This window comes from Parasedimentitalea denitrificans, assembly GCF_011813015.1.
GTDB lineage: Bacteria > Pseudomonadota > Alphaproteobacteria > Rhodobacterales > Rhodobacteraceae > Parasedimentitalea > Parasedimentitalea denitrificans.
Window position 1 is genome coordinate 484 of record NZ_QHLQ01000032.1, and the last position, 13,023, is coordinate 13,506.

12 protein-coding genes are annotated in these 13,023 nt (G+C 51.8%); 5 read left to right on the top strand and 7 right to left on the bottom strand.

The genetic code is table 11. The annotated features are described in order from the left end of the window. The coding region (locus DL239_RS19740) for a helix-turn-helix transcriptional regulator (protein ID WP_206188554.1) at positions 1-209 on the top strand (209 nt) is incomplete at its 5' end. 1,119 nt (positions 210-1,328) lie between these two features. After that, positions 1,329-2,291 carry a trypsin-like serine peptidase gene (locus DL239_RS19750; RefSeq protein WP_167685821.1) on the top strand — a complete coding sequence of 321 codons (963 nt, stop codon included), beginning with the start codon at positions 1,329-1,331 and terminating at the stop codon, positions 2,289-2,291. 382 nt (positions 2,292-2,673) lie between these two features. Here the strand turns inward: DL239_RS19750 and DL239_RS19755 are convergent, their stop codons facing one another. Further along, a complete protein-coding gene (locus DL239_RS19755) occupies positions 2,674-3,573 on the bottom strand; it encodes a LysR family transcriptional regulator (RefSeq protein WP_167685822.1) in 900 nt (299 codons plus the stop codon). 149 nt (positions 3,574-3,722) lie between these two features. On the opposite strand from DL239_RS19755, the gene DL239_RS19760 reads away from it, so the two are divergent. From DL239_RS19760 to egtD, 3 genes are all read left to right on the top strand, one after another. Next, the gene (locus DL239_RS19760) at positions 3,723-4,739 is read left to right on the top strand and encodes a haloalkane dehalogenase (RefSeq protein ID WP_167685823.1); all 1,017 of its coding nucleotides are present in this window, start codon (positions 3,723-3,725) and stop codon (positions 4,737-4,739) included. A gap of 93 nt (positions 4,740-4,832) precedes the next feature. After that, complete coding sequence (egtB, locus tag DL239_RS19765; protein ID WP_369410596.1) at positions 4,833-6,116, top strand: ergothioneine biosynthesis protein EgtB; 1,284 nt, start codon at positions 4,833-4,835, stop codon at positions 6,114-6,116. 15 nt (positions 6,117-6,131) lie between these two features. Continuing rightward, complete coding sequence (egtD, locus tag DL239_RS19770; RefSeq protein WP_167685824.1) at positions 6,132-7,091, top strand: L-histidine N(alpha)-methyltransferase; 960 nt, start codon at positions 6,132-6,134, stop codon at positions 7,089-7,091. A gap of 84 nt (positions 7,092-7,175) precedes the next feature. Here egtD and DL239_RS19775 read toward each other — a convergent pair whose 3' ends face one another. From DL239_RS19775 to DL239_RS19800, 6 genes are all read right to left on the bottom strand, one after another. Further along, positions 7,176-7,631 (bottom strand): SRPBCC family protein, encoded by a 456-nt coding sequence (locus DL239_RS19775; RefSeq protein ID WP_167685825.1) that lies wholly within the window; start codon positions 7,629-7,631, stop codon positions 7,176-7,178. A gap of 29 nt (positions 7,632-7,660) precedes the next feature. Then, a complete protein-coding gene (locus DL239_RS19780) occupies positions 7,661-8,053 on the bottom strand; it encodes a DUF427 domain-containing protein (protein ID WP_167685826.1) in 393 nt (130 codons plus the stop codon). Between the two features lie 9 nt (positions 8,054-8,062). Beyond that, positions 8,063-8,635 (bottom strand): DUF1330 domain-containing protein, encoded by a 573-nt coding sequence (locus tag DL239_RS19785; RefSeq protein ID WP_167685827.1) that lies wholly within the window; start codon positions 8,633-8,635, stop codon positions 8,063-8,065. 23 nt (positions 8,636-8,658) lie between these two features. Then, positions 8,659-9,048, bottom strand: coding sequence for a LysR family transcriptional regulator (locus tag DL239_RS21935; RefSeq protein WP_167685828.1), 390 nt, complete (start codon positions 9,046-9,048; stop codon positions 8,659-8,661). Beyond that, on the bottom strand, positions 8,987-9,148 hold the full coding sequence (locus tag DL239_RS19795) for a hypothetical protein (protein ID WP_206188559.1): 162 nt from the start codon (positions 9,146-9,148) through the stop codon (positions 8,987-8,989). The genes DL239_RS21935 and DL239_RS19795 overlap by 62 nt, the downstream gene beginning before the upstream one ends. Positions 9,149-9,486: 338 nt before the next feature. Continuing rightward, on the bottom strand, positions 9,487-12,972 hold the full coding sequence (locus DL239_RS19800; protein ID WP_167685829.1) for an AAA domain-containing protein: 3,486 nt from the start codon (positions 12,970-12,972) through the stop codon (positions 9,487-9,489). Between the last annotated feature and the right edge of the window lie 51 nt (positions 12,973-13,023).

Genomic DNA, 13,023 nt, shown 5'->3' on the forward strand with positions numbered 1-13,023 from the left:
CCCCCGCCGAGGCCAAACTTGCATCAGCGCTGGCGATAGGCATGAGCGCTAATGAGTATGCAGACGCGAACAGTTTGAGCCGCAACACCGTCAGAGCTCAAACTCAAGCCCTGCTGCAAAAGATGGGGGCGCGAAAGCAAAGCGATATCTCTCGGCTGATGGCGATGGCGTTTTCCGGATTCAAAGGCGATCTTCTAAGCAAGGGGTGAAAATCCGCCAACGTGAAAAATTTCACTAAATGAAGACGCATAGTGCAAATGCATTATGACGGTTCGTTCTGCATGCTCCACTTAAAGTCGACGTTTGAGGCGTGAAGTGCTGGAAAAGAATGCGGGATTGCAATACCGGCGGGAGAAGGCGGCCTACTTAACAAATATCGACTGTTACGACTGCCGCTCCAAAGGCACGCAGTAAATGCCGAATGGGCGATGGTCCCATATTAGACATCGAGTCAAAGGATACCTCTATGAAGAAAAATCTAGTATTTGGAATGATCACACTGAGCTTGGCCGCCTGCGAACCTGCAACAATCAACGGTTATCCGCGAAGCGCTTACTACAGCGGAGGGTCCAGTTCACAATCACGCTCGACACCTACCAATTATAGGCCAGCGCCACCAACCCGTTGTAATGTTGATAACTATTTGTCATGCACTCCGGCTCAATGGCAGTCTATTTCAGACGGTCTTGTTCGTGAGACACAGAATCGCCGGGCGACTACAACAAGGTCGTCAGGAACCGGCAATGCTGGGTGTGACGCAGGGCCTGAGGCTAATTTTTCCTGCCGTTAGGTTCCCTTCAATTAATAGCATCTCCCAGCCAGTCTTCCCGCCATTCCGGGACAGTGGCCAGGCCTTCTTTGAGATGGGAGCAGTCATTGGATGCAAAGCACACCAAGGTCAGCAATAGGCCGGTCCTGTCGACCAAACACGCTTGGCGGTCCTACTTTGCAAAGGTGATTTATACGCTTAGCTGCCGTTAATGGTGATCGCGTCTAATGGTCGGTTCCAGCCCTTTTACGACATTGGTGCGCAGTGCAGCATGGGGGCCGTCTGAAGCAGGATCGGCGGACAGCGGGCACTCGATGCGGTTGGCATCAACGGCAGTAGTGCGGAATTTTGACTGTCGAGAAATGGTCAACTTGGCTTATCAGGCAATAGATCGAGTCGACTATACTAAGGCGAAGCGGCGATGCCAGAATCCGCTTCGCAGCATGGTCTGCGTTCCGCCTGGCAAATAGACACAAAACACTTGTCACAACACCGCCGACAAATCTAAAATTCACCAACACCCTCATTCTATGAGGACAATCGGTTAAGGGGCTGTTGATTGAAAACTGCAAAAACTCTGCTTTCGACAGTCTTAGTATTTGGCTTTTCAAACAGTGCATTTTCGGAAATGCCTCATGGTCTTATCGGTGACGCAGCCTCGAAATCAGTAGTGGTCGGCACCTCCTTTACGCACATTCAGACCGCAGAAGTTCACCAAGTCATACTTCACTCATCAAGCGAGCAAAACAGCGCTGTCCCGGGCAGCGAATTCACTCATGAAAACGACAAAAGAGTAAGGAAATCCACGACTTCTCCGGCTGTACTGGACGCCGTGGGGCGATTGGAAATTGATGATGAAAGCGGAAAACAATTTGGTTGTTCCGGCACGTTGATCGGCTTGAGGTCTGACAGACCTTCCAGAGTGGTCATTTCGTCAGCCCATTGCCTGAAAAACGGCTCCATGACCTGGGAGACTACTACAAAAGCAGGCAAAAACATAAAGCTGTCTGCTGAGATTATTCCTGAGTATTACAACTTCGACCTCGATTACGCTATTTTGCTGCTGGAACAGAATATTTCGAACTCTGATGTGCAGCCGTTGATCTTAGATTACGAGTGGGAAGAAGACTTTGACGCTCTGGCCGTGAATTATAAGAATAATACTCAAATCATTGTTGCAGGTTACTCAACTGACAAAGAAATCGGCGATAGTGGCAAAGTTCTGACCTATGTCGAAGATGAAATCTTGATAGGTGCTTCAAATACGGTTTTTGGTGGCCATGCACAGGCCTTCACCTACGGAGGAGCATCTGGCGGGGCGGTAATTGTCATGGGGATCGACGTTGAAAATGAAGAGGCCAATTATGGCGAGCAAAATTACTTAATTGGCGTAATCAAGGGAGGCCTTGGATCGACTTATCATGCGAGTTCCAACGGCGTACCTGGGAACTTTGAGACAGTATTCACCAAGTACGAGCACTTCTTGGAGGACGTGAAGCTCGTAGCCTCTGAGTACAACTAAATTCGTTTAAAGCATTGTGTTCCAGCTCCGATATTGACCGATAATTTGGAGAATCTTGGGCTGCCTGCAGTGCAATCACATAGATGTTGACCCCATGTGCATTTCTTAGCGGTCCGCTACAGGCCAATACGCAGCACCAATCCTACCAATCGGTCCATTCGGTTTCCGCGATATTCAGGTAAATTGGAGGGGGGGCAAAATCATCAACGTTTCTGATTTTGTGCTTCTAGGCAAACCGTGGGCTGCCCAACGCCATGATCCGGCCTCGGAATATCGTGTGACAAGTGCCGGTTTGCACTGACATGCCACCATAGTAGATACTTAGATCGCAGTCCGTCTGTACTTGATCCGTGTCGCCAACAACCTGTCACAAGATATCAGCCTAGGAACACGGTTCGTGAGGACACTTACCTTCGAGCAGATCTTTTTCCGCCAATATTCCCTTGACCATAAAGTCTGTAAAATGGCGAACACGTGCGGTGTGGCGTAAATCTTCATGCGTGAGCACCCAGACATCCCGGCTGGGGTTTATCGAGGCGTTTGGAACGCGGCGCAAATCTGGCTCGGTGTCGGCCATAAAACATGGCAACATCGCCAAGCCCATACCGGCCTTGGCTGCCGCCAGCTGTGTCAATGGGTGGCAGATGTGATTGCGGGCTGAAACGTCTGGGTACTGGCTGTCGCGTATCCATTGAGGATCAGGAACTGGGTCGTACCAACCAATCCACGCCAGGGCCTTTCGGTCCTCAAGGTTTCGGGTCCGCTCTAGGTATTCCAGCGATGCATAGGTCGAAGTTGCGTAACGAACCACCCTGCGCCCAACCAAACTGTCAGGCGGGTCATTGGAAATGCGAATGGCAACATCCGCCTCGCGTCGAGACAGGTCGGCCATTGAATGATCGATGTCAAAATCAAGTTCAATTTCCGGATAATTACGCTGGAACTCCACGAACAGTGGCATCAGCAATTTATCTGCTAGCGAGTTGTGAAGGCTGACTTTTAAAACGCCGTCTAACTGGGTATCGCGTCCCGTGACCTGGCGTCCAATTGTATCAAATTCGGCTTCAATTTTAGCGGCAGAACGGCTCATTTCTTCGCCTGCTTGGGTGATCAAATACCCCGAAGGCAAACGTTCAAACAGCCGCGTTCCCAGCTTTTTCTCAAACGCGTCAATACGCCTTGAGACTGTGGAGTGGTTCACCCCCAGCAGTCCCGCAGCGCCCCGGATAGAGCCTTTGCGTGCGACAGCCAGGAAAAAGCGGAGATCATCCCAATCATTCATTGGTGCGTCTATGCACCGGTAGGGCGCAAAATTCAACGGTTAAATCTGAAATTTGCACCTATAGGTGACAACCCACAACCCAAAAACGTCGCAAGCTGGTGGCCTACAGGCCTTCAAATTAACACGCACTGCCAACATCGGAGTACATCATGTTCAAGATTAAACCCACGGGACCTAGCCGTAGAACGCTATTAAAGTCAGCAATTTCAGCATCAACTCTGGCCGTTGTTGGAGGCGCGGCGCAATCAGTTAGTGCCGATGAAACCAAGCCCTATGGCTTGGCTATTTCCTCTGATTTCCCCTTCACCAAGAAGAGTATTTCAGTTGAGGGTTCAGAGATGGCCTATGTAGACGAAGGTGAAGGTCAGCCGGTGCTGTTTTTGCACGGTAACCCAACATCGTCGTACCTGTGGCGCAATATCATCCCCTATGTCACCGATGGATATCGCGCGATTGCACCCGATCTAATCGGCATGGGCGACAGCGGTAAGCCCAACATAGGTTATACCTTTGAAGAACACGCCACATATCTGGACGGACTCATCAAAGCACTGGGCTTGAAGGACATCATTCTGGTGATCCATGACTGGGGTTCGGCGCTGGGGATGCGCTATGCGCGGCTTAATTCTGGCAACGTCTCCGCAATGGCATTTATGGAAGCAATTGTACCCCCCGCAATGCCAGCCCCAAGTTACGAGGCAATGGGACCGTTGGCGGGTGAGCTGTTCAAAACCCTGCGTACGCCGGGAGTGGGCGAGGAGATGGTTCTGAAAGGCAATTTCTTTGTCGAGAAAGTGCTTGCGGAAATGGGGGTCGTGCGCGGCCTTAGCGAAGCCGAAATGGAGATCTATCGCGCGCCATATGCAACCGAAGAAAGCCGCCTGCCGACGCTGCAATGGCCGCGTGAAATTCCAATTGGTGGTGAGCCGCAAGCGACAACAGATGCGGTAACCCAAAATGGTGCCTGGCTGATGTCGAGCGAGATCCCAAAACTGTTGTTCTACGCAGAACCCGGCGCGCTGATGCCGCAGCCTGTGGTCGATTACCTTACAGCCCATGTGACAAACCTTGAAACCCGTTTCGTCGGGCCAGGCACCCACTTTTTGCAAGAGGATCACCCGCATTTGATTGGCCGTGGGTTGGCAGATTGGTTGCGACGCCTTTGATCTAAGCCATACGGCTAAAACGCTTAGTAACCTTCCGGCTGGCCACAATGCACATGCCGGAGAGCCTGATGATATTGGAAAGGAACGGTATTTGTGCCGACAGAAAATGCTTTAAGACACTCAGAACAAGACACTGCGTCCGAAAAAGAGATCGGAGCATATTACGAAACCGTTCGAACACGATCTTTGGACCTTGTTGAAGGCCTTTCACCCGAAGATATGGGGCTGCAGTCGATGGAGGATGCCAGCCCGGCAAAATGGCATCTGGCACACACTAGTTGGTTCTTTGAACAGTTCATCCTGAAAGAATACCAAGCTGACTATCAAAGCCCGGATGATCGGTTCGCGTTTTTGTTCAACTCATACTACGTGAAAATGGGGCCGCGCCACACCCGCTCTAACCGCGGCTTGATTTCCCGGCCCGACGTCGATGCAGTTCTTGCGTACCGGTTCCATGTTGACGCCGCAATGCAGGCGCTGCTTCACCAGGATCGCACAGACACCGGCGATGTTCTCGAACTGGCGATCTTGGGGTGTCATCACGAAATGCAGCATCAGGAACTACTGGTGACAGACCTGCTGCATGCCTTGTCACATAATCCGCTGCTGCCGGCCTATCGCGAACCTACCCCAGCGCCAGTTGCCAAGGCCGCTCCGTTGGATTGGATTGAACACGGCGGCGGGCTGCTTGAAATAGGGCACGACGGAAACGGGTTTGCATATGACTGCGAAGGCCCCCGTCACAAAACCTATCTGCGCCCCTTTCGGCTGGCCTCGCGTCTGGTGACCAACGGTGACTGGATCGAGTTTATGCAAGCAGGCGGCTACCAATCGGCAGAACACTGGTTGTCTGATGCCTGGGCCTGCAAACAACGCGAGGACTGGGATGCCCCCCTGTATTGGTGGCAACAGGATGATCAGTGGTGGAGCTACACACTTCGCGGCCCGCAGCCCGTTGATCTGAACGCACCAGTTGTTCATGTCAGTTACTACGAGGCCGATGCCTTTGCGCGCTGGTCAGGTCAGCGCTTGCCAACCGAAGCGGAATGGGAAGTTATCGCCAGAGAATATCCGATCAAGGGAAATTTTCTGGAGACCGGCAACCACCGCCCGGTCGCATCACAACACCCCAATGACCCACAGCTGTGGGGCGATGTCTGGGAATGGACGCAAAGCCCGTTCACACCCTATCCGGGGTTTCGCGCACCCAAGGGGGCAGTGGGCGAATACAACGGCAAGTTCATGTGCAACCAGTTTGTTCTGCGCGGCGGCTCCTGCGCGACGCCTATCGACCAGATGCGATCCAGTTACCGCACCTTCTTTTACCCGCACCAGCGCTGGCAGATGCTTGGCCTTCGGCTTGCAGATGACGTTTGAGACAAGGACCCAAATATGACAGTTGCCCCACCCTCAGAGAGCTTTCAGACCGAGGCCGCCACATCCTTTACCCAATCTATAATGGCAGGACTACGGGCCCGGCAGAAAACCATCGAGAGCAAGTGGCTATACGACGCACGCGGCTCTCAATTATTCGACACGATCACCCAGTTGGATGAATACTACCCGACCCGTACCGAGTTGGGGATATTGCGCAAGCACGCCGCAGAGCTGCAGCACTATGTCAGTGGCAACACAGCTCTTGTCGAGCTTGGCAGCGGCTCCAGCACCAAGACGCGTGCCTTGTTGAACACCCTACCGAACCTACACAGCTATGTCCCCGTTGATATATCCAAAGACCATCTCTACGCCTCTGCACGTCATGTTGCCGATGAGTACGGGGCGCTAAATGTCATTCCGATTGTAGGGGACTTCACTGGTGAAATTCCGCTCCCTGCGGAGTTGGGTGATGCCCGCAAGATCCTGTTCTTCCCTGGCTCAACCATCGGCAATTTCCAAATTGGCGATGCCGCCGACCTGCTGGCACAAATGCGACAGATTTCCGATGTGGTGGCATTTGTGGTTGGGGTGGATCTGGTCAAGGACACCGACACGCTGATCCGGGCGTATGATGACACCAGCGGGGTGACTGCGGCATTTAACATGAACCTTTTAACTCGGATCAACCGCGAGCTTGGAGCAAATTTCAATCTCGATGGGTTCAAGCATGAGGCCCGTTGGAATGACGCCAGAAGTCGGGTCGAGATGCATCTCGTAAGCTTACGGGCACAGGTCATCCAGATCTTTGGAGAAGAGATAAGCTTTGCTGTGGGTGAGAGTATTCACACAGAAAACTCGCACAAGTACACACCAGGGCAGCTTGAGCAACTAGCCTGCGAGAACGGCTGGGAAGCAGATCAAATCTGGACTGATCCTAAGCAGTTGTTTGGAGTCGCCGTTCTTACACCAAAATAGTCTGAAACGGGCATGTAACAAATATCCGGTATACAAAAAAGAGGCTGGCACTGGGTGCCAGCCATAATTGATTGAAGTCGCAGATTAGGCGGCTTGCCTGTCCATCATTTCGGCATTTCCATCCAGCAAGATTCCCAGGCCTGCCCCTAACTGTTTACGCATGATCGGAGAGATCAGTTTACCCAGCAGCCCCATTTTCATCGAAAAATCGGCCGATACTGTGATCTTTGTCTGTGAGGGACCAAGAGCCTGAAACGCAAAGGTGACATAAGCAACTTTGAGCGGCACGTTGCCATCATAGATTTTGATCGTGAGCTTCTTCTCAGGTTCATAAGCTACAATCTCTTCCAGAATATGGTTCTTCCCCCCTACAAAGTCACAGCGGCGCTTTGCCCCGTTGCCTGTCGCCTTGCTTCCCTCCAGCAGATATGAGTTTTCAACACCGGGGTGGAATGTGTGAACGTCAGCATAGGCATCCCAGCTTTTCCAAACCTCGGACAGCGGAGCATTTACGGTTTTTTCTTTGGTAATCTGAGCCATGTGGCCTCCTGAGTGATGATTAAACTTGATCAGCTAATTTGGGTGATCTGCATGTTGGATACGTTGAACGACACGTAGCCTTGCAGCACATTGGCAAAGTCAAAAGTGTCATATCCCCAGCCAACCTCGACAGCGTCAAGCGCAACGTAGAACGCCTCACCCTTTAGTGGGCAGTGAGTGGATTTACTGGTTCTACTCAGCTCGATCTTGATATCGTCAGTGGGGATATAGAACCGGGGTTCATAGGCGAGATTTCCGATTTCAATCACGCAGAGAGCGCTGCCGGTCTGTGCGACCAGCCTCCCATTTATGTGTACTAAAACATTTGTCCCTACCGATTGAACCACCATAAAGTGATCGGGGTTGGCCGGGTTTCTGATTGCCCCCTTTACCGGAGCAACAGTTAGATTTCGAACAGTCATCGCTCCCCCTTATGCGGGCTTTGGTGGGTTGAACTTGAATTTGTAGATCTCACCAGAGTTGGCCATTATGGAACCAAGGACGTCAGCGGCTTCTTCCCAATTTATGATCACAAGGCTGTGGTTAGCGTATCGTTGTTTGGTACTGTTTGCCGCCAATGGGAGCGTCATTAGGGCACTGGGCACCTCAAAATTCTTTGGTACCAATAAGGCAGCATAACTTTCATCCGTATCAAACGTGACGGTTGTCGCGATATCCACGCCAAAGAAGTGTCCGTTTGACAGGTGTGCTAAGGCGTCGTCACGCAGGCCCTTAATATCAAGAAAGCGTTTGTCCTGATGAAACGAGTGGTAGGCCGAAATACTGGGCCATTGAAACAGTGCGCCTATGGTGGGCCGGGGTTGGGTGGTCCAACTTTTCAGTACCACAAATGACGCTGCTGGCTTGCCACCATATTCTCCGAGGATTGGGCCAACAGCGGGGAAATATTCGGCAAATAGCTGCGTTTCCTTGCCTTCGATAACACTGGCAAATGCCAGCTCGAACCGTCCCTCTGGCGTAAATTGGATTGATATTTCAGACATGCGTTTCCTCCATTCGATTGACTTCAAATGGGGGTGCTTTTCCGCACTAACAGTGTTGGATTATGCGCCATGATGGTGCAACTATGCACCAATAGTGGCAATTGGACAGAACGCTCTGACAGTGCGCCACCCACTAACAACTCGCTATGCAACTTGATACGTTGCTTAATGAAATTACTAAACACACGTATACGTTTGCTAATACGGGTATCGCCATGTGTCAGTATCCATAACTTTCCGTAATGCTCTGTTTCACATCCTTGGGCCCGGGTCAGTGTGCGGTCGGCATCGCCGATAAAACAGGGAAGTATTGTCAGCCCCATGTGTGCACGTACTGCCGCCAGTTGCGCACTAAGGTCGCTGACTTTGTAACTGGGGGTGCGGATTGGAGCGATGACGCTCAAACGCTGCAACGTGGTTTTCCATAAAGTCGGTGAACTCTTTGGCAGTTACCTCGGAAATCGCCTCACTGGTGACGAATAGACCGACAGGCTGCGCATCCAGTTCCCGCATTTTGGCTGCTCGATTGGCCTTAATCACATCGCGAGGTAAAAACCCCGGCGCAGTTTAGCAGAAGATCATTGCCGATCGCGGCTTTAAGTTGCTGCCAGAGTCCAGGACCCGGCCAGCAGGCGCGATTGCAGTCTGTTGTGAGGATCCTTGTAATGGATACAGCCTAGCGCGTCTGTGAAGGCGTCTCCAATGACGTCGCGCACATCCTGCCAGTTGTTGCGTATCTCAACCCGGTTCCGAAGCTGATTGGCGCCAAGACGCATTTCAAAGTGCCAGGCAACCCATTTTGTTTGTTTGGATCACTTGGGCGCTTGTTTTCGGTTGGGGCAAGCACAGGGCTAATTTGCTAAAGCTGGTGTGGATCTCGATGGGTTGCGTAATCCGAGATTTTCACGGAAACGCTCGATTTCGTTGGCCATTTGGTCACCACTGTAGACCAGCGAGGTCTCGTGGCGGGCATACCTCCCAACGCGATCGGCGCTTAACCAATTATACGAACCAATGCAGAAAATATCCTCGTCGGCAGTAACAATTTTGCTGTGCAGTTGGCTAATGGGGTGAAACGATACGCCTATCGCAATGAGGGCTGCTTCCGCTTCGGAAAATTGACTCACACCGTCGTCGTTGATTTTGGCGTTCAGAACCGGATCGGCGTAAACGTCAATTTTTACACCACGCGATGCAGCCTCCTGCAACAGCGATAGAAATCCGTTCTTTTCCATTGTGCGCTTGATTGTCCAGGGGCTGACAATCTCGACGGTTTTCCGAGCATTTGAGAGAACATCTCGCAGGAATACATCATGGTCATCGGCGTCGCGAAGCATCCTTACCTCAGCTGCCCTTCTTTCGAGGTCTTCGCGCGGTTGGACGTCGAATTCGAGGGCGTTTTCCGACTTGGCAAACAGGAATGTGCCAAGCAGCCCGCGTGGAGAGTCACTGGACGCCAAAGAAAATAGGTCCATGTCGCCGAAGACGAGGAAATTATCCTTGGCACGAGAAACAGCAACATTCAGCATGGATGTAGAGCTATCGATAAACGTACCATCTGCTCCTTTGGCGTAAGCAGGGGAAAAAATGACTACAGAACGCTCAGCCCCCTGAAGTGAATGCACAGTACCAATAGTCATGGCACCGGCACCCATAGTACGGATACCGGCGGCTGCGCAGGCTTGCTTCAGCTCTTGAGCCTGCCGCCCAAAGGGCGTGACGATGGCGAGTAAGTCTTCAATCTTTTGTCCGTATTGCGTCTCAAGCCGTTCACGGTGAGCAACAAGCCAGGCGGTAATCGTGCGTGCTTCTGTCGGATTAAAGCGGCTGCCTCCGGCAGAAAATGCCGCGCCATCAATATGAAGGTACCCCATAGGCGGGAGATCAAGGCCGTTGGCCTGGCCCCGTTTTGGCTGCAAGTGCCCTCTGTAACAAAGCGCATTGCTGAATGCGATGATCTCGTCAAAACAGCGGCGATGCTCAAAAAGATACAGCCCGCGATCAAGGTCCGGATAGGGTTGGTAGCGACAGGAATTCTGGGCACAGGCCATGGCGCTCCCAGTATGCGAAAGAAACCCGGAAGATAGAAATTCCGTCAAAGCAGTTTCATCCATATCTTCCGGCATAATGTCGAATTTTTCCAGATTACCGAGATCAATCGCTTTAGGAATGTTTGAAATAGGCTCGATCTGCCGGGTGTCTCCAACAACCAGCGCCTGTTTCGCCAAGGCCAGTGAGGGCGCTGCAATTTCTGGAAGAACTTGTCCTGCTTCGTCAATAATCAACAGGTCGATGAAATCATACAGGTAATTGTCAACGAACGCGTTACCCTTCTTTGCTTTACAGATCATCTTACTGGGTAATGTTGCAAACGTCGCAACTGCGCAGGGGGTCAGCATCATGCGACGGTGCCAACGAGGAATAACTGTCTTTTTCCCGGTGCGCTTCTGCTCCCTTTCAATATCAGGAAGGACTTTTTCCATTTCCATGAGCCACCGCCCCTCCCAGTAATGGGTAGCGAGAAGAAACAACGGAAAGCGGATCTGGCAGTCAGCGAAACTGTCGATAACGTCGATCTCTGCACCGATCAATTCGGAGGAAAGTTCTTTGGTCACTTTATCCCAATGATCAACGGCGGCCTTTGCAAACCCAATCAGTTTCACTGCGTGTTTCACTGATTTCGAGGCCGTGGCCACTTCGGATTTGGCGTTTGATCTATGATCCCGGACCTTGGTGCTGACAGACGCAACATGCTCCAGTTGATCGGCGAGATCATCAAAGCCAGACTCCCGAATGACCGCTCGTGCGGCGGCCAGACGTTTGCGAGCGACAGACGGAAAGAACGAGAAAAACGCTAAAAGTGCTGATTCCCGGGCTACGTGACTGTCCCATTGGTGTGCAAGCTTGTCTGCGTCTGACAAGCATTTTTGGGCCGATACCAGACGGTTTTCCCGCCCTGCTACAGCACTTGCAGGATCGGTCCCCAACTCGGCAGTAACTGCTGCTTGTGTTCTCAAGTTTTCGGCATAGTCGGTATCGAGTTTTTCCATCAGTGCGATGCTCGTTTTGATGCGATCATGCAGACGTTTCGTTACCTGTTCCACACTCGCAAGGCTCTCGTCATCAAAGGCTTTCTGGGCCTTTGATAAGTACGTAGATTGCGCTTGAGACACGTATGTTTCTGTCTCCAATTTCTTGATGAACGTTTCTGTTTGGTAGCGCTTGGAAGCCTCTTTTTCACGCGCGAAAGAAGACAAAAACAGACCGAAGCTCTTGATTCCCGGCAGCCATCGACCTGCAAAAGCACCTGTGCCTGTAGCGTAGTCTTTTTCAAACGCATCAATGATGTTCGTCACTGCTTGGTTGTTGGCCGAAGCGGCAACAATAACCGGCGGTTCACTCTCCTCTGCGGCGGCTTTCACCCAAAGCCCAGCTATTGCGGAAAGGAGCATCGTCGTTTTGCCTGTTCCAGGCGGGCCGTTGACAGCAGTGATCTCTCCATGTTTCGCCTTCGCCATGTGGGCAAGAACGTCCCTTTGGTTTTGTGCAGTCGGAAATACATCGTTTGAGTGCCCCAACCGGTCAGACAAGGCATACGGCCGAGGAAGCGAGGACGATAAAGGACGCGGTTTGATGCGGGCGTAACTGCGCATAAGTGCCGGAATGTCGTCTTCCTGCGCCAAGTCATCATAGAGCGAAAGAATACCCTTAACCATCGCTGAGGCACCGTCAGCGATTTCAAAGAAACCTGGGGTGCGTTCCTTGAAATTGCCGTCGGAATCGAGCTGGTCGCCACAAACTTCTGCGAGAAGTTCATCGCAGAATTTTAGGTATCGGGCCCATCCTTCGGCGTGAGCGCTGATTGAGTGTTCTTCCCCAAAGCCACCGTTTGAAAGAAACCTATCCTGCGCCTCTGTCGTTCCAATCGACAACGCTCCAGATGTCAAAGGTTCCAACAAATCACGGGGGACGAGGGTACGCCCTGGAAGGATATAGCCTCCACGGGTTAGAACGGCTTCGGAAACCAGCGGTGCCAGTGCATCCGGCAATCCATCTTGCCTTGCTGTCCCATGACTTACTTGGCGTGTATAGACACGTGGCCACAGCCGGATAGGAACAAAGCCTTCAGCTTCGTCTTGGTCCTTGAAAAGGATTTGAGTTTGGCGCGGAGGAAGACGACCCGTTACTATTGCGTTTTCGCTGAGGCGTGCATGGCGCCTTATCTCACTCATCCTGAACCGTCCTTTGCCGAACATTCTGTCGGAAATGCTGGCACGCCAATAACTCAACAGCTTTGGGCCGTCATCGTGACTTGGATCGGGAATAATTTTAGGCATAATGGAGAAATTCAATTCTTCAATTGTTCTGAGGTGAGTAATTTATTCGAG